Genomic DNA, 24,228 nt, shown 5'->3' with positions numbered 1-24,228 from the left:
GACGATGATTCGAGTAGGATATTTAGGACCAGAAGCAACATTTACAAATATGGCGGTGAGTCGTTTTTTTCCGGAAGCAGAGCATGTACCGTATCGAACAATTCCAGATTGTATTGATGCAGCTGCAAATGGAAATGTAGATTATGCAGTGGTACCACTAGAAAACGCCATAGAAGGTTCAGTGAATATAACGGTTGATTATCTTGTACATGAGCAGCCGCTTTCCATTGTAGGAGAAATAACAGTGCCAATTCAGCAACATTTACTTGTACATCCGCAGTATGCAGAAGTGTGGGAAGAAGTATATGCAGTGCATTCTCATCCACATGCTATTGCACAATGTCATAAGTTTTTAAATGAAGAACTAAAAGGGGTAACTGTCCGAGATATGACATCAACAAGTGCCGCTGCGCAATATGTGAAAGAACACCCTGAAGAAAAAATCGCTGCCATTGCAAATGAAGCAGCTGCAGAAAAATACGGATTAACGATCGTAAGACGTAGCATTCATACACATAAAAATAATCATACACGCTTCCTCGTGCTCCATAAGAGAAAGAAAGCAATACTCCCAAATAACGGAGAAAACCGCGGAGAGAAAACGACGCTTATGATAACGTTACCTGCTGATTATGCAGGAGCGCTATATCAAGTGTTATCAGCTTTCGCATGGAGAAAATTAAACTTATCCAAAATCGAATCGCGCCCCATGAAAACAGGGCTCGGAAATTACTTTTTCTTAATCGATGTCGATAAAGCATACGATGACGTATTATTGCCAGGCGTAACGATGGAACTTGAAGCACTTGGTTTTTCTGTTACGGTGCTGGGGAGTTATTCTTCTTATTGGTTGTAAGGGGAGTGTTTGTAGTTAAGTCGGTAGTATACCGTCTGATAGATAAATAAAATCCCACCTATAATGGTGGATTCTTTATCCCGCTTTAACGGGCAGTAAGACCCCCACCTCAAAATTCAGCGGAAGCAAAGAAGTTAGGTGGGGGATGAACAAAACCCCCACTGATTAAAGTTTCACTTTATTTTAACTTCGCAAGACGATCTTCTAACTGATCACGCCAAATATCAGCTAGCTCTTTTACAGCAAGAATCTTTTCAATGCCATCTTTATCTTTTCTATTATGAAAATAAATTTCGTTAGAGAACAAGACAGAAACATTGCTCGGTTGACGTTCTAGTAATGTAATTTTTGAATCTTTACGTACAGTACCTTCTTGAAGAACGCGGCATAGGTAGCCAGTAAATCCAGTTGCTACAATGCGCGGCAAAATGCCAGGGATGCCAAGACGTTTTGAGATTGTGCTACAGGGTACGCGGGCTTGCGTCACTTGAATGATTGCTTCACCTAGTTGATATGTATCTCCGATGCAAACATCACGCTCTAACATATTTGTTACGGTAATGTTTTCGCCAAATGTGGAAGCTGGAAGCGTAGTTTGAAATTCCTCTTCCCATAGTGCGTAATGCTCGTGTGAGTACACACAAACTGCGCGGTCAGGCCCTCCGTGATGTTTTAAATCCGCTACGTCATCGCCAAGGAAGCCATCTTTTGAGAGGAAAGTTTCTTCGGTAGAATCTTTACATATACCTGTTATCATTTCTTTATCTTCGCCATATTTCATTTGTTTCGGTTTGCCAATGCTAAAGTGAACGAGTTCAATTCCCATCTTTGATCTCCTTTACGATTGATTACAATATTATAGCATTAAAAAAGCACAGAGAATGATAAAAAAACTCTGTGCTTTACATTAATAAACGAGAAATCCTGCTTTATCTAAAGCCTCACAAGCAGCATCTAATTTTTCTTTAGAATCTGCTTCAATTGTATGTAAGTGAATACCGTCTGTTAATTGCGATAGATAGGAAGCATTTGTGTTTTCGATTTTTTGTAAATATTGCTCGACATCAAATCGATTACTTACCATGATGGATGCTGTTAAGTCACCGTATACAGGATGCTCAACTTTTACATCTTTAATCGTAACACCGTGATCAACAAGCATTGTAAGTTCTTGACGTACTTCAGCTGGCTTATGTTGGCATACGATTACACGTTCAAAAGTTTGCTGTTTTTCTTGTGGCTTTAAATATAAATAGCCTTGAGCAGTCGCGATAATCGGTTCGTTTCTTGCTTTAAGCAAGGAAATATCTTGTACGATAACTTGTCTACTTACGTTCGTCTTTTTCGATAGTTCATTACCCGATAACGGTTCATTTGCAGCAAGAAGCCACTGAAGGATAAGCTGTCGTCTTTCTTCACCTAAAATCTTTTTTTGGTCATTTTGTTTCATTATGATTTAACACCTCTATAAAATTGATTTCCAATTGTGTGTAGTGCATGAATAGTAGTATCAATTTGATCTTTCGTTGTTTGTTGCCCGAAAGAGAAGCGGACATATTGTTTTGCCTCTTCATACGTTTTTCCAATTGCAAGCATTGTTTTCGAAGGTTCTTGTTTACCGACTTGGCAAGCACTTCCCGTAGAAATGGCAATACCACGGCGATTACATTCTAGCATTGTATACTGACCTTCTATTCCTTTTATTGTAACCCCAATAATATGTGGTAAACAAGAAGTAGAATGACCTTCTACTTCAATTTCTAGCGGAATTGTGTGTAATCGCTCTAAAAAGTAGGATCGTAACGCCTTAAAACGTAAGTTTTCTTCCTGTTGATTTTTTAATATATTCTCAGCAGCCGTTAAAAAAGATGCGATGCCAGGAACGTTTACTGTGCCTGGGCGAAACCCTTTTTCGTGAGAGGTTCCTGGGAATATTTGTGTCCAGCGAACTTGCGGGTTTATATAGCAAGCGCCAACACCTTTTGGTCCGTATATTTTATGTGCTGAAACAGAAAGACTATCAATCCCCATCTCAAAAACATGGATAGGAAGTTTACCAAATGTTTGTACACAATCTGAATGGAATAAAACGTTATATTTTTTTAAGAGTTTCCCAATCTTTGCGATATTTTGAACGGTTCCAATTTCAGAGTTTCCGTGCTGTATGCTTGCTAGAACAGTATTTTCTGTAATAGCTGTTTCTAAATCATCTAAATGAATTAGCCCATCTTTATTAACAGGAATTTCAGTAATTGTATACCCTTGTGATTGTAAGGATTGAAAATAACTTCGAATGGATGCATGTTCCATAGGTGTTGTAATAATATGCTTCTTATTTCGGGCATTGAGAAGGGATTGAATCGCAAGGTAGTTGGATTCCGAACCACCGCTTGTGAAGAATACCCCTTGTTCCTTTCCGCCAATCATTTCAGCAAATGTTTTTCTGCACAATTGTAATAAAGAAGAGGCTGTTCCTCCAATATCATGTAAACTTTGTTCATTTCCGAAGTATTGTGATGCTGCTTTCATATATGTTTGTAATGCTTCCGCGCTCATAGGTGTAGTTGCTGCATAGTCAAGATATATCATCATGTAAGGTCCTCTCTCTAGTAAGAGTTACATTTCTTGTATTTTTAAAATGGTAGTGAAAATAAGAATTATAAAAAAACTCTTGTCATTATTTTAAAACTATGTAAATATAGGTGTCAAGACAGTTGAAAAGTGTAAAGTAGGAGGCAACGATTATGCCAAGTGCAGATGTCTTAATTATTGGAAGTGGAGTTGCGGCACTTCGTGTTGCGAAAGAGATTTGTCACGAAAAGAATGTGATTATTATCACAAAGGAAACGAATCGTAATAATAATACATACTTAGCGCAAGGTGGAATTGCCGCAGCGGTAGCTACATATGACAATCCGAATGATCATTTTGAAGATACGCTAGTAGCAGGATGTCATTATAACAAGGAAGATGCGGTCCGTTATTTAGTTGAAGAAGGGCCGAAAGAAATGAATAATCTCATTGAAAATGGAATGAAATTTGATGGAGATGAAACGGGTCCCCATCTTGGAAAAGAAGGTGCACATCGAAAGCGTCGTATTTTACATGCAGGTGGCGATGCAACAGGAAAGAATTTATTAGAGCATTTCATTCAAGAAGTAGCTCCGCACGTTACGGTCGTGGAACAGGAAATGGTGCTCGATTTTATTATAGAAAATGATAAATGTGTTGGAGTTTTAACAAGGAATAGTGAAGGGAAGCTGAAGCGTTATGTTGCAGATGATACGGTGTTAGCAACAGGCGGGATTGGTAGCTTATACGGCTTTACTTCTAACGACAAAACAATTACGGGTGATGGACTTGCAATGGTGTACCGCGCAGGTGGGGAGCTTGTAGATTTAGAGTTTGTACAATTTCATCCAACGATGTTATACGCGAGCGGGCGATGCTGTGGTCTCGTTTCTGAAGCTGTCCGTGGTGAAGGAGCTGTCCTTATAAATGGAAAAGGGCAGCGTTTTATGATGGATATACACCCTGATCACGATCTTGCGCCGCGTGATGTAGTGGCAAGAGCGATTCATGAACAGCTTTTGGCGGGTGAAAAAGTGTATTTGAATATTGAGTCTATCCAAAATTTCGAAGAACGTTTTCCGACTGTATCATCATTGTGTAAAAAGAATGGTGTTCATATAAATGAAAAATGCATTCCGGTTGTACCCGGTGCTCATTTTCATATGGGCGGTGTGAAAACGAACTGTGATGGAGAGACGTCCATTCCAAATTTATATGCGGTCGGTGAAGTAGCTTGTAATGGTGTTCATGGAGCAAATAGGTTAGCAAGTAATTCATTATTAGAAGGTCTTGTGTTTGGAAAAAGAATAGGAAAACATATTTTAACGAAAGCAACAAAAGGCAGATTGAACAACTTCGCTGAGAAGGAAAAGAAATTTATCGTTCTGAATCATTTGCCGACGAAAGAAGAAATACAAGAATGCATGATGAAATATGTTGGGATTGTGCGAACAGAGCAAAGTCTATCTTATGCAAAGAGATGGCTTAGTAAGTACGGTGTTCGAAATATGATATTGCAACATGATGCTCTTACAAATGAAGAGATAACGCTTATTAATATGTTAACAGTGTGTGAGCTTATCGTCGTATCAGCTTTGCAAAGGGAAGAAAGCATAGGTGGCCATTATCGAAGTGATTATCCACATAGAAATAGTGTAAAAAAAGAGATCATTCGAGTGAAAAGAAAACTACAACTTGTGTAATGAGGGGAAGAGGGGCTTTATGAATACGATAAAGGTTAAAGAAGCATTAAATCGATTTTTTCTAGAAGATATAGGAGAAAGAGATGTAACATCTCAGCTTATTTTTCCAGACAATTTACTTTCAAAAGGAACGTTTCTTGCGAAAGATACAGGGGTCTTTGCGGGACGTTTAGTCATTGAAGAAGGTTTTAAATTAATTGATGAGAGAATTGAAGTGGAGCTTCATAAAAAAGATGGAGATCTTGTAGAAAAAGGCGAAATAATAGCAACTGTCCAAGGGCCAATTGCTTCGTTATTAACGGCAGAGCGCGTTATATTAAATGTTATTCAGCGTATGAGCGGGATAGCGACGATGACACATAAAGCTGTTCTTGCTTTAGATAGCAGTCATACGCGTATTTGTGATACGCGAAAAACGATGCCAGGGCTACGTATGTTTGATAAGTATGCAGTCGTATGCGGAGGTGGATTTAATCACCGTTTCGGTTTATATGATGGTGTCATGATTAAAGACAATCATATTGCTTTTGCTGGTTCTATTACGAAAGCTGTTACATCGGTGAAAGAGAAGTTAGGACATATGGTAAAAGTAGAAGTGGAAACAGAAACGGAGGAACAAGTGAGAGAGGCTGTAGCTGCTGGTGCGGATATTATTATGTTTGATAACCGTACACCAGATGAGATTCGAGAGTTTTCAAAGATTGTACCAAGTGCCATCGTTACAGAAGCTTCAGGAGGTATTACAATTGAAGATTTATCGAAATACGGAAAAACAGGGGTAGATTATATTTCACTTGGAGCGTTAACACATTCAGTGAAAGCACTTGATATTAGTTTCAATATTGAGGCGTAAGGAAAGTGGCTTAGAGGGGGAGAAAGGGATATGAGTATTTTAGAAAAAGTGCAACCAATTGAAACGATGTTACCAGAGCGTTATTACACGATGTCAACAGAAGATATGGAAAAGCGTGTTCGTGAAATTAAAGAAAAAATGGGGAAAACACTATTTATACCAGGGCATCATTATCAAAAAGATGAAGTTGTACAATTTTCTGATGCAGCAGGGGATTCGCTGCAGCTTGCGCAAGTTGCAGCGAGCAATAAAGAAGCAAAATATATTGTGTTTTGTGGTGTACACTTTATGGCAGAAACAGCTGATATGTTAACGACAGATGATCAAATCGTTATTTTGCCAGATATGCGTGCAGGTTGTTCGATGGCAGATATGGCAGATATCGAACAAACAGAAAGAGCGTGGAAAGAGCTTAAGAAATTATTTGGAGATACGATGATTCCGTTAACGTATGTCAACTCTACAGCTGCAATTAAAGCGTTTTGCGGTCGTAATGGCGGAGCAACAGTAACTTCTTCTAATGCAAAACAAATGGTATCTTGGGCGTTTACACAAAAAGAGCGTCTCGTCTTTTTACCAGATCAACATTTAGGAAGAAATACAGCGTACGACTTAGGTATCCCGTTAGATAAAATGGCAGTATGGGATCCGCATACAGATTCATTAGAATACGATGGAGATATAGAAGAAATTCAAGTGATTTTATGGAAAGGTCATTGCTCTGTTCATCAAAACTTTACAGTGAAGAACGTTGAGAACGTACGGAAAAATCATCCGGATATGAATATTATTGTACATCCGGAATGTTGCTATGAAGTTGTAGCTGCTTCGGATTATGCAGGGTCAACGAAATATATTATTGATATGATTGAATCAGCGCCATCTGGAAGTAAATGGGCAATTGGTACAGAAATGAATTTAGTGAACCGAATTATTCAGCAACATCCAGATAAAGAAATTGTTTCACTTAATCCATTTATGTGTCCGTGTTTAACGATGAACCGAATTGATCTGCCGCACTTATTATGGGCGCTTGAAACGATAGAAAGAGGAGAAGAAATTAACGTTATTAGCGTAGATAAACAAGTGACTGAAGAAGCGGTTCTTGCATTAAATCGTATGTTAGAGCGTGTATGAAGCAGCGGGATTCCCGGTGCTTTTTTTCATACACATAATCATAACAAGAACGAAATGGGCATACATTGTTTTGAAGAAATCATTGCGATTTTTTTATACTTATTCCACTTCGAACTATATTGGAAATAGAAGAAGTGTTAAAAGTGAAAAGAAGTTCATGTTATTTAGAAGGTGTTACTTCATGAGATTTGTTACTTATAGATAAGTTATACAGGAGGGGGAAAATTTGAAAATTCATATTGTGCAAAAAGGGGATACCCTTTGGAAAATTGCGAAAAAGTACGGAGTAGATTTTGATACGTTAAAAAAAACAAATACACAACTTAGTAATCCGGATTTAATCATGCCAGGTATGAAAATTAAAGTACCGTCAAACAGCGTTCACGTAAAACAGCATGCTGGAGCAGGTTCAGCACCTCCAAAACAATATGTTAAAGAAGTGCAACAAAAAGAATTTGCAGCAACGCCAACGCCGCTTGGAATAGAAGATGAGGACGAAGTTTCGTATCAATCAGCACCAATCACACAGCAACCGGCTATGCAACAAACGCAAAAAGAAGTGCAAGTGAAACCACAAAAAGAAGTACAGGTAAAGCCACAGAAGGAAATGCAAGTGAAACCACAAAAAGAAGTACAGGTAAAGCCACAGAAGGAAATGCAAGTGAAACCACAAAAAGAAGTACAGGTAAAGCCACAAAAAGAAGTGCAAAAAGAAAAGCCAATTCAAATAGAAAAACCAGTTGAAAAACCATCTGTTATTCAAAAGCCACCTGTTATAGAAAAACAAAAACCAGCAGAGAAAGAAAATACGAAGTTTTCGGTCAATGTGTTACCACAGCCACCGCAACCACCAATAAAAGCGAAAAAAGAATATAAAATTTCAGATGTAATTAAAAAAGGAAGCGAGTTAATTGCTCCTCAAATTACTAAAATGAAACCTAATAACATCATTTCTCCTCAAACGAAAAAAGATAATATCGTGTCACCGCAAGTAAAGAAAGAAAATGTAGGAAATATCGTGTCACCGCAAGTGAAGAAAGAAAATGTAGGAAATATAGTATCACCACAAGTAAAGAAAGAAAATATAGGGAACATAGTATCACCACAAGTAAAGAAAGAAAATATAGGGAACATAGTATCACCACAAGTAAAGAAAGAAAATGTAGGAAATATCGTGTCACCACAAGTAAAGAAAGAAAATATAGGGAACATAGTATCACCACAAGTAAAGAAAGAAAATATAGAGAACATAGTATCACCACAGGTAAAGAAAGAAAATATAGGAAATATCGTGTCACCGAATGTATCGAAAGAAAATGTAGTTATTCCACAAGTAATACCGCCAAATATTCAAGTGCCAAACATCATGCCAATGTTGGATAACAATCAACCGCCAAACATCATGCCAATGTTGGATAACAATCAACCACCAAATATAATGCCAATTATGGATAACAATCAAATGCCAAATATAATGCCAATTATGGATAACAATCAAATGCCAAATATAATGCCAATTATGGATAACAATCAAATGCCAAATATAATGCCGATTATGGATAACAATCAAATGCCAAATATGATGCCGATTATGGATAACAATCAAATGCCAAATATGATGCCGATTATGGATAACAATCAAATGCCAAATATGATGCCAATCATGGATAATAATCAACCACCGAATATGATGCCATATCAAATGCCATACCAACAGCCTATGATGCCGCCGAATCCTTATTATCAACAACAAAATCCCTATCAAATGCCGTATCAGCAAGGAGCGCCGTTTGGACCGCAATATGCGTCTATGCCAAATCCGAATATGATGCCAATGGATAATAATATGCCACCGCTCGTACAAGGAGAAGAAGATTGTGGATGCGGAGGAGAGAGTAGGTTATATAGTCCGCAACCTGGTGGGCCACAATACGCGAATCCTTTATATTATCAACCAACTCAATCGGCATATGCACCACAGCCAGGAACGATGTATTATCAACCAGATCCACCAAATGTATTTGGGGAGCCGGTTCCAGAAGAAGAGGATGAAGAAGAAGTTTAAAAAGGTGGGAATATTCCCACCTTTTTTGTATATAGAGTCGTTCTGAAAATGGAAGATTTACATCAAATGTTAGAAAATCCCCAGTGAAATATTAACAGTGTAAAAACCTTCTCTGTTACTCATCATAAGAAGGAGCTTTTCAGAAGAGAAGTTCATTCTAACAGAGGGGGTTTTTGTATTGAATACGAAAGTAAAAGTGATTGCTGCTTCTTTGTTAGTTACCAGTGCGTTAGCTGCATGTGGTACACCAAAAGATAACAATGCAATGGATGGACGTAACTACAATTATAAGCATACAGCTTATAATGATACACACCAGTATCGTGATAATGTAGCGCGTAATGATCGCTATACAGATTATGTAACATATAGAAATGGTCGTAACGATACAGGGTATAACAATTATTACCGCGATGTAAATTACAACGGTCAAATTGCTAATCCGCATCCAACACGTAATATTACAATGAACAATTCATACATTAACAATGATGGTAAAACAGCAGAAAGAATTACAAATCGTGTGAAACGTATGAATAACGTAGACCGTGTGTCTACAGTTGTATATGGAAACGATGTGGCGATTGCGGTAAAACCACGTAACACAGTGACAAATGAAACGGAGATGGCGAACGAAATTCGTCAAGCGGTTTCAAATGAAGTTGGAAACAGAAATGTGTACGTCTCTGTAAGAAATGACATGTTTACTCGTGTCGATGCAATGAGTACACGCCTACGTAACGGTACAGTTACAAACGATTTTAATCGCGACATAGTGAATATGTTCCGAGACATTCGTTACGGTTTAACTGGTACTATGCGATAGCAAAATAAAGGAGGAAGGGGTAGCCCTTCCTCTTATTCATCGTCGTCTTGTAAACGACGCTTTTTAATAAAATAACTAATGGAGTAAGAAGCTAAAAAGCATATGAAGAAAATACTGCCTGTTAAAATAGCTTCAAACAGAGGTCTTTCTGGACTGAAAATGATATAAATAATGGCTATAATAGTTCCTACAATAAAAGAACGTAAAACAATTTTGTAATAAGGAGTTAACTTTATTTCTTTTTCGCTTTCTTCTACATCGATAGAAACGCTTAACTGTAAATAACTAAGTACTATACTTGTAAGAATAAATAATAACCACAAGGGAGATTTCGTAATTTGATCCATTCCTTCAGTGAATCCGATATAGCCTAAAATTCCAATTATACCAAGTGATTGAAAAAGGAAGGCAATACGTACGTTTTTTAATGTTTGAAGAATCAGACGTTCATCCTTTATTTTTTTCACAATATCCATCTCCTGTTTATTATGATTTCGCTGTTACATCAATTGTAACATATATATTACATTTATCAATTTATATATTACATAAATTCTGTTTGGGTAAAAGAGGAAATAATTTTTTTATAAATATGTTGCACTTATACTTTATTAATGTTATATTAGCAAAGCGATGAGCTAATTTACGTAAGACGAGAGATATGCTTAAGTGCTAAACACGCGAATGTGGTCGCCTGGTCTCTCGCCGTAAACGCATCAAGACGCCTGCTTTGCAGGCGTCTTTCATTTTATATGAATGTAATGGGAAGAATGGAGGAATCCAATCTTCCCTTTTTGTTGAAATAAAAGTCGGAAAATAAAGTTATTTACAAGTGTATATAAAAGGGTTACTATTTAATGGTAATATATTACATGTTTTTTAGATATAAAAGGTTGGGATGAATAGGATATGGAGAATTTTGAATGCAGAAATACAGAAGTTGTATTAGAGAAATTTCAGGTCGTAACACCTATATTTCAGGCGCTGGGAGATGAGAATCGTCAGCAAATTATTATGCTGTTGTTAGAAAACAAACAGATGAATGTGACGCAAATAACAGATAGAATGAGGATTTCTAGACCAGCTGTTTCGCATCATTTGAAAATTTTAAGACAAGCAGAACTAATTGTAGCGGATCGAAATGGAAAAGAAATTTTTTATTCTATAATAGCTGGAGAATTTTTAAAACAGGTGAAGGATTTACTACAAGCAATAGAATCAAATTATTAATTTTTTTTAACTAACACGTAAACAAGTTTAAACTTTTAAACCTGTTTACGTAAAAGGGGTAATGAAAATGAACAGAATAAATCGTATGTATGTAATTATGTTATTTGTTCCTTTGTTTTGGGGTGGGTCTTTTGCAACAGCAGAGCATGTTATTACTGAAATTCCACCGATTACTGCGGCAACAATTCGTTTTGGTTTAGCAGGGTGTATTTTAATAGGCATAGTTTTTATGAAATCTGAGTGGAATACAAGTTTGTTATTAAAGAATTGGAAAGGGCTGTTCTTTGTATCGTTAACAGGTATTTTTGGCTATAATGTTTTTTTCTTTATGGGACTTAACTATACTTCTACTCTGAATGGATCGCTTATTATTGCTACAATGCCTGTTTTTGTAACATTGGGAGCGATATTATTTTTTAAAGAGTCTTGGAGTATAAAAGTCGGAATAAGTTTAATTTTGTCCCTTATCGGTGTAATAGTAGTTATTACAAGTGGTTCAATGAATACACTTATGTCTTTGTCATTTAATAAGGGGGATTTTTTATTTATAGCTGCTTTAATCTGTGGGGTGTTATATAGCTTAACAGGAAAAAAAGTTATGAGTGGTGTCTCCTCTTTGTTAACTACAATGAGTATGACGGTATTGGGTACTGTGTTTTTAGCAGGCCTTTCTCTATATGAAGATGGATGGGGAAAGGTTGGGACGTTTTCTTTACAGGGATGGATAGAAATGTTGTATATGGTCATATGTGGGACGTTAGTTGGATATATCGTGTTTAATAAAGGAGTAGAAGAGCTAGGTGCAAGCAAAGCAAGTATGTATTTAAATCTAACTCCTATTGTGGCTACTGGTATATCAGTTGTCTTATATGGAGCAGCTGTTACGTGGCAACAAATAGTTGGGATGATAATCGTATTAATTGGGGTTTATATAGTGACGGTACAATCAAATAAAGATATAAAAAAGCTTTCACGTAATCAATACGTTTCAAAATAGGTAGAAATCATTGGACTCTATAAGTCTTCATGAGAGCAATCTATGAATTAGGGATAAAACCCCCATTTCCGGAAAAACTACTAATGAAAGTTTGATCTTGCCTAAAAGAGGTGAACGGAAATGAAATGGATACTGATTGCAGTACAAGCTTTCGTTATGATATTTTGCTTAGCTTATGAAACGAGTGCGAGTGCGGAAGGGCCAGTACCAGAAGTGACAGAGAAAGACCCTCAAGTTACAATTTTATTAGAGCGTATGTATGTTGATGGAGAAGTAAGTGAAGAAATCTTTACAGAAAAAGTGGCGGATTTAGAAAAGTTTTTACAGCAGTATAAAGAATGGCAGCTCGTTGATCGTGATGATGTACAAATTGTATTACAAAAGAAAGTTGATGATATTTCTCCGTTATTAAAGACTAGCGGTTATTTTGGCGTATCAGAGGAAGGGATATTACAAATTTTTAAAGGTGTACCGAAAAGTGATAATGCGATTCATTCCTTCTTTCAAATTGATATGAAAAAGCTTGAGAGTTATGAGCGTGCGAAATTGAAGCGTGGTATTCGCATTAAATCAAAAGAAGGTTTTGTGAAGACGATTGAAAAAATGAAGCAATACGCAGTGCAAAATAAGAAACAAAGCAGCTCATGGTGAGCTGCTTTGTTTCTTATTTATTCTTAGCTAAAATTTCTTTTGCGATTTCATCAATTAGCATATCTTTCCCGATAGGATTGAAAGCTTTCGTATTGAAGATTTCATTTGATACTTCATATACATGATTGTTTTTTACTGCTTTATTGTCTTTCCAAACGGCACTATTTTTGTAGTCTTCGTAAACTTTATCAGCTTCGCCGCCAAAGTTTACAATAAACATTTGATCAGGTTGGAATGCAACAAGACCTTCTAGCGATACTTGCGCCATCGTTTGTTTTAAATCTGTACCTTTTGTTGCTGGAAGTTTTAAGTCGTTAAAGATGATGTCGCCGTACCCGAAGCTACCGTATACACGGAAGTTTTGTGGTGTAACTGCGACGAACATAAAGTTCTCATCTTTTGTTTTCTCTTTAATCTTTTTAGATAAAGAATCTGCTTTCTTATCGTAGTCTGCAATCCATTTGTCTGCTTTCTTTTCTTCGTCAAATAGTTTACCTACTTCTTTAAACTTACCACGCCAATCTTCTAAGTTTGTTTCTAGTACTACTGTCGGTGCAACCTTTTCTAATTGATCATAAATTTTCAATTGACGATTATTTAAAATAATTAAGTCTGGTTTTAAAGCAGTAACAGCTTCTAAATCAACTTTAGGTGCCCAGTACCAACCTACTGCTTTTACTCCATCTAGCTTTTCTATTAAATGCTTTTGAATTTTATCTTTATATGTATTTGCTGTACCAACAGGTTTATGTCCAAGAAGTAATAATTCTTCTGTTGATCCAGATAAGTCAACAATTCTCTTTGGATTTACTGGAATTGTAGATTCCCCTTTAGCATGTTTTACAACTTTTGTTTTCGGTTGTTCTTTTGCTTTTGATTCTTCTTTTTGAGAAGAACAGCCAACGATAGAAAGAACAACTAGCATAATAGTAATTAAAATAAATAGTTTACGTTTCATCCTGATGTAACCCCTTTAATTAATATTGATAATCATTATCGACCTTTGTATATTAAGGTGCTTTAGACTTTCTGTCAATGGAAAATAACAGAAGTTTCAAATAGAGAACATTTGTTGGGGCAGTCTCGCTTTTCTATCATTAAATATGTTAAAATGGAATACATGATTTAAGAGGGAGAGATCGTATTTTGTTTGAATATGTTACAGGTTACGTGGAGCATGTAGGACCGGAATATGTCGTAATTGACCATAATGGAATTGGTTATCAAATATTTACACCAAATCCGTATGTATTTCAAAGAAGTAAGCAAGAAATCCGTGTCTATACATATCATTATGTGAGAGAAGATATTATGGCACTTTACGGTTTTAAAACACGTGAAGAGCGTTTATTATTTACAAAGTTGTTAGGTGTGTCTGGTATTGGGCCAAAAGGCGCTCTTGCAATTTTAGCTTCTGGTCAAACAGGACAGGTCGTTCAAGCAATTGAACATGAAGATGAGAAGTTTTTAGTGAAATTCCCGGGCGTCGGAAAGAAAACAGCGCGCCAAATGATTTTAGATTTAAAAGGAAAGCTAGCTGATGTCGTACCAGATGCATTTGTTGATTTATTCTCAGACGCAGAACGTTTTGATGAGAAAAAAGGTTCATCGGCTGAGCTTGATGAGGCGCTGGAAGCTCTGCGCGCACTTGGATATGCGGAACGAGAAGTTTCTCGCGTTGTACCAGAGCTATTAAAAGAATCATTAACGACGGATCAGTATATTAAAAAGGCACTTAGTCTTTTACTAAATGGTAAGAGGTGAGTATAATGGACGAACGTCTCCTTTCAGGGGAATCTGCATATGAAGATGCAGATTTAGAATATTCATTACGGCCACAGACGCTCCGTCAGTATATTGGCCAAGATAAAGCGAAACATAATTTAGAGGTGTTTATTGAAGCGGCGAAAATGCGTGAGGAAACGTTAGATCACGTACTTTTATATGGACCACCAGGTCTTGGTAAAACGACGCTTGCGAATATCATTGCAAATGAAATGGGCGTAAATGTTAGAACTACTTCAGGTCCAGCAATTGAAAGACCCGGAGATTTAGCAGCTGTATTAACGGCACTTCAGCCAGGGGATGTATTATTTATTGATGAAATTCATCGTTTGCATAGATCAATTGAAGAAGTACTATATCCTGCGATGGAAGACTTCTGCCTTGATATTGTAATTGGAAAAGGACCGTCAGCACGATCTGTACGATTAGATTTACCGCCATTTACATTAGTTGGAGCGACGACGCGTGCAGGTGCATTATCAGCGCCGCTTCGTGACCGTTTCGGTGTGCTTTCAAGACTAGAGTATTACACAGTAGATCAGCTTTCTGAGATTGTTGAACGCACAGCAGAAGTATTCGAAGTTGAAATTGACTCGTTAGCCGCACTAGAAATTGCAAGACGTGCTCGTGGTACACCTCGTATTGCGAATCGTTTATTACGACGTGTACGAGATTTCGCACAAGTTCGTGGTAACGGAACGGTTACGATGGAAATTACACAAATGGCGTTAGAACTACTACAAGTAGATAAATTAGGTCTAGATCATATTGACCATAAATTATTGCTTGGAATTATTGAGAAATTCCGTGGTGGTCCAGTTGGATTAGAAACGGTTTCGGCGACGATTGGAGAAGAATCTCATACGATTGAAGATGTGTATGAGCCGTATTTATTACAAATTGGCTTTTTACAACGAACGCCAAGAGGCCGAATCGTAACACCGCTTGCATATGAGCATTTCGGAATGGAGATGCCAAAAGTATGACGGAGATGCCAAAATTGCTTATTACAGCAGGTATCTTACTTATCGTTGTTGGATTAGCTTGGAAGTTCATTGGAAGGCTTCCAGGCGATATTTTTGTGAAAAAAGGAAACGTTACCTTTTATTTTCCTATCATTACATGTATTGTGTTAAGTATTGTATTATCTTTTATTATGTATATAATAAATCGATTCAAATAAGAAATAGGTGGATATAGTTATGGATATTAATCTGTTTGATTTTCATTTACCAGAAGAACTTATTGCACAAGTCCCATTAGAAGATCGTGAAACATCAAGATTAATGGTGTTAGACCGTGAAACCGGCGATATTGAGCATAAACATTTTACGGACATTCTTTCTTACTTACATGAGGGGGATTGCTTAGTTTTAAATGAAACGAAAGTAATGCCAGCTCGTTTGCACGGTGTGAAAGAAGATACAGGCGCACACATTGAAGTACTTCTTTTAAAACAAGAAGAAGGTGATAAGTGGGAAACGCTTGTTAAGCCAGCGAAACGTGTGAAAGAAGGAACTGTTATCTCTTTTGGCGAAGGGAAATTAAAAGCAACTTGCATTGGAACTGCAGATCAAGGTGGACGTCAGCTTGAATTTTCATATGACGGCATCTTCTATGAAATTTTAGATGAACTTGGAGAAATGCCACTTCCTCCATATATTAAAGAGACGCTAGAAGATCGCGATCGCTATCAAACGGTATATGCGAAAGAAATCGGTTCAGCAGCAGCGCCGACTGCAGGACTTCACTTTACAGAAGAGTTATTGGAGAAGTTAAAACAAAAGGGCGTTGAGTTAGCATTTATTACACTTCACGTAGGGCTTGGAACATTTAGACCAGTTTCTGCCGATACGATTGAAGAACACCATATGCACGCAGAATATTACCATATGTCTGAAGAGACAGCGGCATTATTAAATCGTGTGAAAGAGAATGGTGGGCGTATTATTACGGTAGGTACGACTTCAACTCGTACGTTAGAAACAATTGCGACAGATCATGACGGCAAGCTTTGTGCTGCTTCTGGTTGGACAGATATTTTTATGTATCCAGGCTATGAATTTAAAGCAATTGATGGTTTAATTACAAACTTCCATTTACCGAAATCAACATTAATCATGCTTGTAAGTGCATTTGCAAATAGAGATAATGTACTTCATGCTTATAATGAAGCAGTAAAAGAAAAATATCGTTTCTTTAGCTTCGGTGATGCAATGTTCGTTGCATCTCACGCTAAAATGGGAAACAAATAAAAGGAGTAAATTATGACAGCAATTCGTTATGAATTTATTAAAACTTGTAAACAAACGGGTGCCCGTTTAGGACGTGTACATACGCCGCACGGTTCATTTGATACGCCGACATTTATGCCAGTTGGTACACTTGCAACAGTTAAGACAATGTCACCAGAAGAATTAAAAGCAATGGATTCTGGCATTATTTTAAGTAATACGTATCATTTATGGTTACGTCCAGGTCATGAAATTGTACGCGAAGCAGGTGGTTTGCATAAATTTATGAACTGGGATCGTGCCATTCTAACAGACTCTGGTGGTTTCCAAGTATTTAGCTTAAGTGACTTCCGCCGTATTGAAGAAGAAGGTGTTCATTTCCGTAATCACTTGAATGGAGACAAATTATTCTTATCTCCAGAAAAAGCGATGGAAATTCAAAATGCATTAGGTTCGGATATCATGATGGCATTTGATGAGTGTCCACCGTTCCCAGCTACTTTTGAATACATGAAGAAGTCTGTAGAGCGTACAAGCCGTTGGGCAGAGCGTTGCTTAAAAGCACATGAACGTCCACAAGACCAAGGTTTATTCGGTATTGTACAGGGCGGAGAGTTTGAAGAGCTTCGTCGTCAAAGTGCGAAAGATCTTGTTTCAATGGACTTCCCTGGCTATGCGATAGGCGGTCTATCTGTTGGTGAACCAAAGGATATTATGAACCGTGTACTTGAGTTTACAACACCACTTCTTCCAGATAATAAACCACGTTACTTAATGGGAGTAGGTTCTCCTGACTCATTAATCGATGGTGCAATTCGCGGCGTTGATATGTTTGACTGTGTACTTCCAACTCGTATTGCTCGAAATGGTACATGTATGACAAGCGAAGGTCGCCTTGTTGTAAAAAATGCGAAATTCGCAAGAGACTTCGGTCCGCTTGATCCAAATTGTGATTGCTACACATGTAAGAATTACTCTCGTGCGTACATTCGTCATTTAATGAAATGTGATGAAACGTTCGGAATTCGTTTAACGTCTTATCACAACCTTCATTTTCTGTTAAACTTAATGGAGCAGGTGAGACAAGCTATTCGTGAAGACCGTCTTGGCGATTTCCGCGAAGAGTTCTTTGAACAGTATGGCTTTAATAAACCGAATGCTAAAAACTTCTAATACATAATTTAAAAGGAGGAACAAAAGATGAATCCAGGTATGATGAATATCGTTATGATCGTTGCGATGTTTGCGATTTTCTATTTCTTATTAATTCGCCCGCAACAAAAGCGTCAAAAAGCAGTTGCTCAAATGCAAAGTGAGTTAGCAAAAGGTGATGCTATCGTAACAATCGGTGGTTTACACGGTACAATCGAATCAGTAGATGAAACGAAAATTGTTGTTAAATCTGGTGGTTCACATTTAACTTTCGATCGCAATGCGATTCGTGAAGTTGTGAAAAACTAATGAGGAAGGCCCTGCATGAAATGTGCAGGGCCTTTTTTAGTTGTTTTGTTTTGACATATTTACACCGAAAATACCACCGAGTGTACTCGCACCCATTAATGCTAATTGGTAAAGTAACTGTGAGTTCGATAAAGTTTGAGAGAAGCCTAAATAGTTAACTAGAAAAACAAGTATAGTGAATGTAAGTCCTGTTGTGAAGCCTACTAGCCAACCTTTCCCTTGGGCTTTCTTGCCGGCAGTAAATCCGGATATAAGCATAGATAAAAGAGCTAGTATAAAAATAGTAACAGCTAATGTCCCTTCATTCATATCTGTAAACTTCAATAAAAGAGCCATAATCATGCTAGTAATTGATGCAAGAATTAATAGGGTAACGATACCGAAGCCAATCGCAGTTGATAATTTTTTCGTTCCATCCATTTATACATTCCCCCTTTTTAATACAAGCATATTTTCCTTTTGCCTAAGTTAGACTAGTTTCTTTTTTATAGGGGAATCTATAGATAAAAAAGGAGATGTAGAAATGGAATGGGTATCAATAATTGGCCGGACGATGCTTTTGTATATCATCATATTAATTATTTTTCGTCTTATGGGGAAACGTGAAATTGGAGAGCTAAGTGTATTAGATTTAGTCGTATTCATTATGCTTGGCGAAATGGCTGTAGTTGCAATTGAAAATACCGATAAATCACTTTGGCATCAACTAGTTCCGATGACTTTTCTTATGTGTATACAGATCATTTTGTCAGTTATTTCGTTAAAGTATCAACGTTTTCGGCATTTAATAGAAGGTGAGCCAGCTATTCTTGTAAATGCGGGAAAAATTGATGAAAAGAAGATGAGAAAGCAACGTTATAATATAGATGATTTAATGATGCAACTAAGGGAACAAGGCGTTGGAGACATCCGGGATGTAGAATATGCTATTTTAGAACCGTCTGGGAAGTTATCTGTCTTTCAAAAACCAAAAGGCGGGCAGGATGCATTGCAGTTTACTCTTCCTCTTGTTATTGATGGAGAAATTCAATCTAGTCATTTGCAGATGATTGAACATACAGATGAGTGGCTCGTTGGAAAATTAAAAAACTTAGGCTATAACGATGTAACACAAATTTTATACTGTAGCTTTCAAAACGGACAATTTTTTGTTGATTTGAAAGAAAACTAGAGGCTTACTATATGAAATAGTAAGCCTGTTTACTTCAAAAATGAAAGTTTTCGAATGATAGGGAGCCTGCTTAACTCTTCTTTTCGAATGAGTTTGAAAGTGAAGAGGAGAATAGTATAAACGATTGTTGTTAAGGTGATTTCCCATAATGTTTGTATACCAAGTGAATGCGAGAAAATCATATACTTATGAAGGTAAAAACCGAAGGAGCCTGCGATACCGATGGCAAGTCCGCCAAAAATATAGTCCTTTGCGTAAATGGTAAATGTAATTTTCTTTAAAACAGTAGCGTAATGAAGAAATGTTACTGTTACTATATTTGCTGCAATTGCAAGGGCGACCCCCATCATTTGAAACTCTGGCCGTGAAGCTAGTACAAAAATAACGATTAATTTCACGATGGCACCAATAAATGTATTCATCATGGCAGCACGTGCTAAATTTAAAGCTTGCAAAACAGAGGTAAGCGGACTTTGAAAATAATGAAATAAAAAGCAAGGTGCAAGAAGCTGAATGAATGCTGTTGCACTATCCGATCCATACATAAGAGTTAAAACTGGAGAAGCGAATACGTATAATATAACGACAGACCATCCACCGGTAATTAATGAAATTCGAAGTGCTTGTTGTAAACGGTGCTCCACTAATTTATGCTGTCTTTTAGCCATCGCTTCACTAATAGATGGAACAAGTGCTGTAGAAAGAGCATATGTAATAAAGGCTGGTAGTGATAGAAGTGGGAATGCATAACCATTTAATATACCGTATTGCTGGGTTGCGACAGAGGCAGCAACGCCAGCAATCGCTAAGCTTTGCATAACGACAATAGGTTCAAAAAAGTATGAAACGGAGCCGATTAAACGACTTCCTGTAGTTGGAAGAGCGATATCCATAAGAGAATAAAATGTCCCTTTGCTTTCTTTTACAGTAGTGAAAAATCCGGAGCGTATAGATAAATGTTTTTCACGCTGGAATAAAGTAAGTAAAAATAATAGTGATGCAACTTCACCGAGAACAGCTGATAACATAGCGCCGGCTGCTGCATATTCTACGCCATAAGGTAAAAATAATTGAATGCATATAGCGATAATTGTAATGCGGACAACTTGTTCTATGACTTGGGCGTAAGCGCTAGGTTTCATATTTTGCTTCCCCTGAAAGTAACCGCGTAAAACAGAAGACACGGCTATAACAGGAACGACAGGTAAAATAGCCATTAATGGATAGTACGTTCTTTCATCGGTTAATAATGTTTTTGCTAAAATAGGTGTGAGGAGCATAATTCCAATTGTTAAAATGATACTAATGACGGATGTAACGGCTAATGATACTGTTAATATTTTTTTAACTCTTTGTTTATCGTTCACAGCTTCCGCTTCAGCTACAAATTTTGCGATTGCGACAGGAAGACCGATTTGTGTTAATGTAATTGCTAGAATAAATGTAGGGACGGCCATCATATAAAGGCCAACGCCTTCTTCCCCTAAAATACGTGCCATTACAATACGATTAATAAATCCTAGAATTTTGGTGATAAAGCCGGCTATCATTAAAATAAATGCGCCTTTTAAAAAGCTTTGTCTCGTCATGGTCTTCTCCTACCTTCTCAAAATCAGTGGAATGATTTACAATAATTTATATGCACGTACGAGACAAGAATGACAAGCATTTGAGAGAGTGGAGTATGATAGTGCTCTTGAAAGTAGTTATTGCTGTCCACTAGAGCGGGATTAAAAGCGACTTTTCGTGCTGAAATAAGAAGGAGATGTTATGTATGTTAGATAAAGAGGCTTTGGTAGAATCATACCGCGGACAGTTACAAGTCGTTTTAGAAAGTAAAGTAGAAGAGTTTCACATGTTCGGTTATGACCGAGTGACAGATGATGATATTTGGAAGTTTCTTAAAGTGAAAAAGTGGAAAAAGATAGACAGTGATGTTAGATTGTATGAATTAGTAAATGATGTATTAAGAGTAAGTGCTAATGAGTATATGACATATTTAACTGTTGAAGCGTACCAAGCGCCACTTTGGTCATTTGATGAATATGAAAATAAATAACTGACTGCAATTGGTTTGTTCTTCCTTTTGCAGTATAATGATAGGTATTGATAATGAGGAAATAATTATGTCTAAGATTATATATAAAGGGGGTAGTGAAGAGAAAAATAAATGATGAAAGTGTAGGTAATGTGAAAAACTTACCAACACAGCTGGTGATGAACTAGCAAAATTATAGAAAGGAAGTCTACTAACTAGGCGTATGCACACGTGTAAAAGTGAATCGTAAAAGATTTATTTGAAGTGTTAGTAGCGGAAAGAGGGTACATATGGCAAAGCGTGGTACGAGAATTGCCGCCTTTTTCCTCATCGTTTTATTAATCGGTGGAGTAATTGGTGCGGCAGGAAAAGACATAGCAAAAGGAATTAGTCTAGGACTAGACCTTCGCGGTGGTTTTGAAATTCTGTATGAAGTAAAACCAGCCAAAAAAGGTGATAAAATTGATCGAGAGGCACTTGTAAGTACAGTAGGTGCTCTTGAAAATCGTGTCAATGTTCTCGGTGTAAGTGAGCCGAACATTCAAATCGAGGGGCAAGATCGAATTCGTGTACAGCTTGCTGGTGTACAAGATCAGCAAAAAGCACGTGAGATGTTGTCGACACAAGCGAAATTAACATTCCGTGATGTAGATGACAATCTACTTATGGATGGAACGGATTTAAAAGGCGGCGGAGCGAAGCAAACATTTGATGAGCAAGGCCGTGCGAGCGTAGGTCTTACACTAAAAAGCGCTGAAAAATTCCGTGAAGTAACTGAAAAAATTTCAAAAATGCCACCACCAACGAACTTAATGGTAATTTGGCTTGATTTTGAAGAAGGAAAAGATTCGTATAAAGCAGAATCTGCAAAACCGAATCCTAAGTTCTTATCAGCAGCAACAGTAAGTCAAGTGTTTAACCAAGCTGAAGTATCTATCGTAGGTGGAAATTTCACAGTTGAAAGTGCGAAACAACTTTCATCTTTATTAAATGCAGGTGCACTTCCTGTTGATTTAAAAGAAATGTATTCAACATCTGTTGGAGCGAAATTTGGTCAACAAGCGTTAGAGCAAACGATTTTCGCTAGTGCGATTGGTATCGCTCTTATTTTCTTATTTATGCTTGTATTCTACCGTTTACCAGGACTTGTAGCGGTTATTATGTTAGGTCTATACATTTTCGTTACATTACTTGTCTTTAACTGGATGCATGCAGTTCTTACGTTGCCGGGTATTGCGGCGTTAGTGCTCGGGGTAGGTATCGCAGTTGATGCGAATATTATTACGTACGAGAGACTGAAAGAAGAACTGAAAATTGGTAAGTCAATGATGTCAGCATTCCGTGCTGGTAACCATCGTTCATTAGCAACAATTTTAGATGCAAACGTTACGACTCTTGCAGCAGCTGGTGTGTTATTCGTTTATGGTAATAGCTCTGTAAAAGGATTCGCAACAAGTTTAATCGTAAGTATTTTAGTTGGTTTCATTACGAACGTATTCGGTACTCGTTTCTTACTAGGATTACTTGTAAAGAGCCGCTACTTCGATAAAAAACCAGGATACTTTGGTGTGAAACAAAAGGATATTATTCCATTAACAAAAGGTGTAGTACATCCACCGACAAAATTTGATCGTATTAACTTCGTAAATATCGGTCATAAATTCCTTGTTTTCTCGATTGTAGTTGTAATTGCAGGTGCAATTATCTTACCGATTTTCAAATTGAACCTTGGTATTGACTTTGCGAGTGGTACACGAATCGACTTGCAATCAAAACAAGCAGTTACTGTGTCTGATGTTCATAAAGATTTTAAAGAATTGAACATTGATGTGAAGGAAGAAAATATTGTACCAACTGGAGATGACAATAAAGGATTCGCAGTTCGTACATTAGGTGTTCTATCAAAAGATGAAATTGCGAAAACAAAAACATTCTTCCACGATAAATATGGTACAGATCCAAACGTAAGTACAGTTTCGCCGACAATCGGTAAAGAAATTGCACGAAATGCATTTATCGCAGTATTAATTGCTTCTGCGGTTATCATTTTATACGTAAGTATTCGATTCCGATTTACGTACGCATTATCTGCAGTACTTGCATTATTACATGATGCATTTGTTATGATTGTTATATTTAGTATCTTCCAATTAGAGGTAGACTTAACGTTTATCGCTGCGGTATTAACAATCATCGGTTATTCTATTAATGACTCAATTGTTACGTTTGATAGAAACCGTGAATTATACAAACAGAAAAAACGAGTTCGCGATATAAAAGACTTAGAAGAAATCGTAAATGCAAGTATTCGCCAAACGCTTGGACGTTCGATTAACACCGTATTAACAGTGTTATTCCCAGTCATTGCGTTACTTATCTTCGGTAGTGAGTCACTACGTAACTTCTCGTTTGCGTTACTTGTTGGTTTAGTTGTAGGTACGTACTCTTCTGTTTTCGTTGCTTCTCAAATTTGGTTAATGCTTGAAAACCGTCGTTTGAAAAAGGGTAAAAACAAGAAGAAGGTTGAGAAAGTAGAATCTGAACCGCAAGTATAAAAAAGATGATGTCTCTTTATGAGGCATCTCTTTTTTCGTTTGTGGATACAATAAGATAGCGGCTTTGAAATGATAAAATGGAAGAAAGTGTGATA

Annotated in this window: 24 protein-coding genes and 1 pseudogene; 18 read left to right on the top strand and 7 right to left on the bottom strand. The window is 37.1% G+C overall.

The features are described from left to right. Positions 1-4: 4 nt before the first annotated feature. A complete protein-coding gene (gene pheA / locus ATN06_RS22595; protein WP_060632392.1) occupies positions 5-856 on the top strand; it encodes a prephenate dehydratase in 852 nt (283 codons plus the stop codon). Between the two features lie 178 nt (positions 857-1,034). Here the strand turns inward: pheA and ATN06_RS22590 are convergent, their stop codons facing one another. The 3 genes from ATN06_RS22590 to ATN06_RS22580 form a co-directional block, all read right to left on the bottom strand. Further along, a complete protein-coding gene (locus tag ATN06_RS22590) occupies positions 1,035-1,682 on the bottom strand; it encodes an MOSC domain-containing protein (RefSeq protein WP_060632391.1) in 648 nt (215 codons plus the stop codon). 81 nt (positions 1,683-1,763) lie between these two features. Continuing rightward, positions 1,764-2,306, bottom strand: a complete 543-nt coding sequence (locus ATN06_RS22585) for a transcription repressor NadR (protein WP_060632390.1) — start codon at positions 2,304-2,306, stop codon at positions 1,764-1,766. Next, on the bottom strand, positions 2,306-3,448 hold the full coding sequence (locus tag ATN06_RS22580; RefSeq protein ID WP_060632389.1) for an IscS subfamily cysteine desulfurase: 1,143 nt from the start codon (positions 3,446-3,448) through the stop codon (positions 2,306-2,308). The genes ATN06_RS22585 and ATN06_RS22580 overlap by 1 nt, the downstream gene beginning before the upstream one ends. Before the next feature lie 152 nt (positions 3,449-3,600). On the opposite strand from ATN06_RS22580, the gene nadB reads away from it, so the two are divergent. The 5 genes and pseudogenes from nadB (at position 3,601) to ATN06_RS22555 (ending at position 10,011) form a co-directional block, all read left to right on the top strand. Continuing rightward, a complete protein-coding gene (gene nadB, locus ATN06_RS22575) occupies positions 3,601-5,130 on the top strand; it encodes an L-aspartate oxidase (protein ID WP_060632388.1) in 1,530 nt (509 codons plus the stop codon). Between the two features lie 19 nt (positions 5,131-5,149). Next, positions 5,150-5,983: a carboxylating nicotinate-nucleotide diphosphorylase gene (gene nadC, locus ATN06_RS22570; RefSeq protein WP_060632387.1), complete on the top strand. Its 834-nt coding sequence runs from the start codon at positions 5,150-5,152 to the stop codon at positions 5,981-5,983. A gap of 30 nt (positions 5,984-6,013) precedes the next feature. Beyond that, positions 6,014-7,120, top strand: coding sequence for a quinolinate synthase NadA (gene nadA / locus ATN06_RS22565; protein ID WP_060632386.1), 1,107 nt, complete (start codon positions 6,014-6,016; stop codon positions 7,118-7,120). Between the two features lie 226 nt (positions 7,121-7,346). Continuing rightward, positions 7,347-7,503 (top strand): annotated as a pseudogene (safA, locus tag ATN06_RS29835) (SafA/ExsA family spore coat assembly protein); the annotation flags it as partial. A 1,860-nt stretch (positions 7,504-9,363) separates the two neighbouring features. Further along, complete coding sequence (locus ATN06_RS22555; protein WP_060632384.1) at positions 9,364-10,011, top strand: YhcN/YlaJ family sporulation lipoprotein; 648 nt, start codon at positions 9,364-9,366, stop codon at positions 10,009-10,011. Between the two features lie 32 nt (positions 10,012-10,043). Here the strand turns inward: ATN06_RS22555 and ATN06_RS22550 are convergent, their stop codons facing one another. Beyond that, a complete protein-coding gene (locus ATN06_RS22550; RefSeq protein ID WP_060632383.1) occupies positions 10,044-10,478 on the bottom strand; it encodes a hypothetical protein in 435 nt (144 codons plus the stop codon). 442 nt (positions 10,479-10,920) lie between these two features. Between ATN06_RS22550 and ATN06_RS22545 the strand changes: the two genes are divergently transcribed. The 3 genes from ATN06_RS22545 (at position 10,921) to ATN06_RS22535 (ending at position 12,889) form a co-directional block, all read left to right on the top strand. Then, positions 10,921-11,241 carry an ArsR/SmtB family transcription factor gene (locus ATN06_RS22545; RefSeq protein WP_060632382.1) on the top strand — a complete coding sequence of 107 codons (321 nt, stop codon included), beginning with the start codon at positions 10,921-10,923 and terminating at the stop codon, positions 11,239-11,241. Between the two features lie 67 nt (positions 11,242-11,308). After that, positions 11,309-12,238, top strand: a complete 930-nt coding sequence (locus ATN06_RS22540; protein WP_060632381.1) for a DMT family transporter — start codon at positions 11,309-11,311, stop codon at positions 12,236-12,238. 120 nt (positions 12,239-12,358) lie between these two features. Continuing rightward, positions 12,359-12,889 (top strand): BofC C-terminal domain-containing protein, encoded by a 531-nt coding sequence (locus ATN06_RS22535; RefSeq protein WP_060632380.1) that lies wholly within the window; start codon positions 12,359-12,361, stop codon positions 12,887-12,889. A gap of 13 nt (positions 12,890-12,902) precedes the next feature. On the opposite strand, the gene ATN06_RS22530 is transcribed toward ATN06_RS22535, so the two are convergent. Beyond that, positions 12,903-13,847: an iron-hydroxamate ABC transporter substrate-binding protein gene (locus ATN06_RS22530; RefSeq protein ID WP_060632379.1), complete on the bottom strand. Its 945-nt coding sequence runs from the start codon at positions 13,845-13,847 to the stop codon at positions 12,903-12,905. Positions 13,848-14,035: 188 nt separating this feature from the next. Between ATN06_RS22530 and ruvA the strand changes: the two genes are divergently transcribed. From ruvA to yajC, 6 genes are read left to right on the top strand one after another with little or no spacing between them, the layout of a single operon-like run. Beyond that, positions 14,036-14,653, top strand: coding sequence for a Holliday junction DNA helicase RuvA (ruvA, locus tag ATN06_RS22525; protein ID WP_060632378.1), 618 nt, complete (start codon positions 14,036-14,038; stop codon positions 14,651-14,653). Positions 14,654-14,658: 5 nt separating this feature from the next. Continuing rightward, positions 14,659-15,660 (top strand): Holliday junction branch migration DNA helicase RuvB, encoded by a 1,002-nt coding sequence (ruvB, locus tag ATN06_RS22520; RefSeq protein ID WP_046197784.1) that lies wholly within the window; start codon positions 14,659-14,661, stop codon positions 15,658-15,660. Beyond that, a complete protein-coding gene (locus ATN06_RS22515) occupies positions 15,657-15,857 on the top strand; it encodes a DUF2905 domain-containing protein (protein WP_000138162.1) in 201 nt (66 codons plus the stop codon). The genes ruvB and ATN06_RS22515 overlap by 4 nt, the downstream gene beginning before the upstream one ends. Before the next feature lie 19 nt (positions 15,858-15,876). Then, positions 15,877-16,929 (top strand): tRNA preQ1(34) S-adenosylmethionine ribosyltransferase-isomerase QueA, encoded by a 1,053-nt coding sequence (gene queA / locus ATN06_RS22510; protein ID WP_060632377.1) that lies wholly within the window; start codon positions 15,877-15,879, stop codon positions 16,927-16,929. A gap of 12 nt (positions 16,930-16,941) precedes the next feature. Next, positions 16,942-18,081 (top strand): tRNA guanosine(34) transglycosylase Tgt, encoded by a 1,140-nt coding sequence (tgt, locus tag ATN06_RS22505; RefSeq protein ID WP_000125371.1) that lies wholly within the window; start codon positions 16,942-16,944, stop codon positions 18,079-18,081. 27 nt (positions 18,082-18,108) lie between these two features. Beyond that, positions 18,109-18,369, top strand: a complete 261-nt coding sequence (gene yajC, locus ATN06_RS22500; RefSeq protein WP_025151210.1) for a preprotein translocase subunit YajC — start codon at positions 18,109-18,111, stop codon at positions 18,367-18,369. Positions 18,370-18,405: 36 nt separating this feature from the next. Here the strand turns inward: yajC and ATN06_RS22495 are convergent, their stop codons facing one another. Further along, positions 18,406-18,789, bottom strand: a complete 384-nt coding sequence (locus tag ATN06_RS22495) for a TIGR04086 family membrane protein (protein ID WP_060632376.1) — start codon at positions 18,787-18,789, stop codon at positions 18,406-18,408. 103 nt (positions 18,790-18,892) lie between these two features. On the opposite strand from ATN06_RS22495, the gene ATN06_RS22490 reads away from it, so the two are divergent. After that, the gene (locus ATN06_RS22490; protein WP_060632375.1) at positions 18,893-19,540 is read left to right on the top strand and encodes a DUF421 domain-containing protein; all 648 of its coding nucleotides are present in this window, start codon (positions 18,893-18,895) and stop codon (positions 19,538-19,540) included. A gap of 29 nt (positions 19,541-19,569) precedes the next feature. On the opposite strand, the gene spoVB is transcribed toward ATN06_RS22490, so the two are convergent. Beyond that, the gene (gene spoVB / locus ATN06_RS22485; RefSeq protein ID WP_060632374.1) at positions 19,570-21,129 is read right to left on the bottom strand and encodes a stage V sporulation protein B; all 1,560 of its coding nucleotides are present in this window, start codon (positions 21,127-21,129) and stop codon (positions 19,570-19,572) included. A gap of 185 nt (positions 21,130-21,314) precedes the next feature. Between spoVB and ATN06_RS22480 the strand changes: the two genes are divergently transcribed. Together ATN06_RS22480 and secDF are read left to right on the top strand one after the other, a co-directional pair. Continuing rightward, entirely contained in the window at positions 21,315-21,599 is a 285-nt protein-coding gene (locus ATN06_RS22480) for a post-transcriptional regulator (protein ID WP_000884549.1), read from the top strand. 269 nt (positions 21,600-21,868) lie between these two features. Beyond that, positions 21,869-24,133: a protein translocase subunit SecDF gene (gene secDF, locus ATN06_RS22475; RefSeq protein WP_060632373.1), complete on the top strand. Its 2,265-nt coding sequence runs from the start codon at positions 21,869-21,871 to the stop codon at positions 24,131-24,133. Positions 24,134-24,228 lie beyond the last annotated feature (95 nt).

This window comes from Bacillus thuringiensis (assembly GCF_001455345.1).
In the GTDB taxonomy this organism is placed as follows: Bacteria; Bacillota; Bacilli; order Bacillales; family Bacillaceae_G; genus Bacillus_A; species Bacillus_A thuringiensis_N.
The sequence above is the reverse complement of the archived record's forward strand: the minus strand, read 5'-3'. Positions and strand labels throughout refer to the sequence as shown.

Coding starts and splice junctions, on each gene's coding strand:
- pheA (WP_060632392.1), top strand. CDS start 5: ATGATTCGAGTAGGATATTTAGGACCAGAAGCAACATTTACAAATATG.
- ATN06_RS22590 (WP_060632391.1), bottom strand. CDS start 1,682: ATGGGAATTGAACTCGTTCACTTTAGCATTGGCAAACCGAAACAAATG.
- ATN06_RS22585 (WP_060632390.1), bottom strand. CDS start 2,306: ATGAAACAAAATGACCAAAAAAAGATTTTAGGTGAAGAAAGACGACAG.
- ATN06_RS22580 (WP_060632389.1), bottom strand. CDS start 3,448: ATGATGATATATCTTGACTATGCAGCAACTACACCTATGAGCGCGGAA.
- nadB (WP_060632388.1), top strand. CDS start 3,601: ATGCCAAGTGCAGATGTCTTAATTATTGGAAGTGGAGTTGCGGCACTT.
- nadC (WP_060632387.1), top strand. CDS start 5,150: ATGAATACGATAAAGGTTAAAGAAGCATTAAATCGATTTTTTCTAGAA.
- nadA (WP_060632386.1), top strand. CDS start 6,014: ATGAGTATTTTAGAAAAAGTGCAACCAATTGAAACGATGTTACCAGAG.
- ATN06_RS22545 (WP_060632382.1), top strand. CDS start 10,921: ATGGAGAATTTTGAATGCAGAAATACAGAAGTTGTATTAGAGAAATTT.
- ATN06_RS22540 (WP_060632381.1), top strand. CDS start 11,309: ATGAACAGAATAAATCGTATGTATGTAATTATGTTATTTGTTCCTTTG.
- ATN06_RS22535 (WP_060632380.1), top strand. CDS start 12,359: ATGAAATGGATACTGATTGCAGTACAAGCTTTCGTTATGATATTTTGC.
- ATN06_RS22530 (WP_060632379.1), bottom strand. CDS start 13,847: ATGAAACGTAAACTATTTATTTTAATTACTATTATGCTAGTTGTTCTT.
- ruvB (WP_046197784.1), top strand. CDS start 14,659: ATGGACGAACGTCTCCTTTCAGGGGAATCTGCATATGAAGATGCAGAT.
- ATN06_RS22515 (WP_000138162.1), top strand. CDS start 15,657: ATGACGGAGATGCCAAAATTGCTTATTACAGCAGGTATCTTACTTATC.
- queA (WP_060632377.1), top strand. CDS start 15,877: ATGGATATTAATCTGTTTGATTTTCATTTACCAGAAGAACTTATTGCA.
- tgt (WP_000125371.1), top strand. CDS start 16,942: ATGACAGCAATTCGTTATGAATTTATTAAAACTTGTAAACAAACGGGT.
- yajC (WP_025151210.1), top strand. CDS start 18,109: ATGAATCCAGGTATGATGAATATCGTTATGATCGTTGCGATGTTTGCG.
- ATN06_RS22495 (WP_060632376.1), bottom strand. CDS start 18,789: ATGGATGGAACGAAAAAATTATCAACTGCGATTGGCTTCGGTATCGTT.
- ATN06_RS22490 (WP_060632375.1), top strand. CDS start 18,893: ATGGAATGGGTATCAATAATTGGCCGGACGATGCTTTTGTATATCATC.
- spoVB (WP_060632374.1), bottom strand. CDS start 21,129: ATGACGAGACAAAGCTTTTTAAAAGGCGCATTTATTTTAATGATAGCC.
- ATN06_RS22480 (WP_000884549.1), top strand. CDS start 21,315: ATGTTAGATAAAGAGGCTTTGGTAGAATCATACCGCGGACAGTTACAA.
- secDF (WP_060632373.1), top strand. CDS start 21,869: ATGGCAAAGCGTGGTACGAGAATTGCCGCCTTTTTCCTCATCGTTTTA.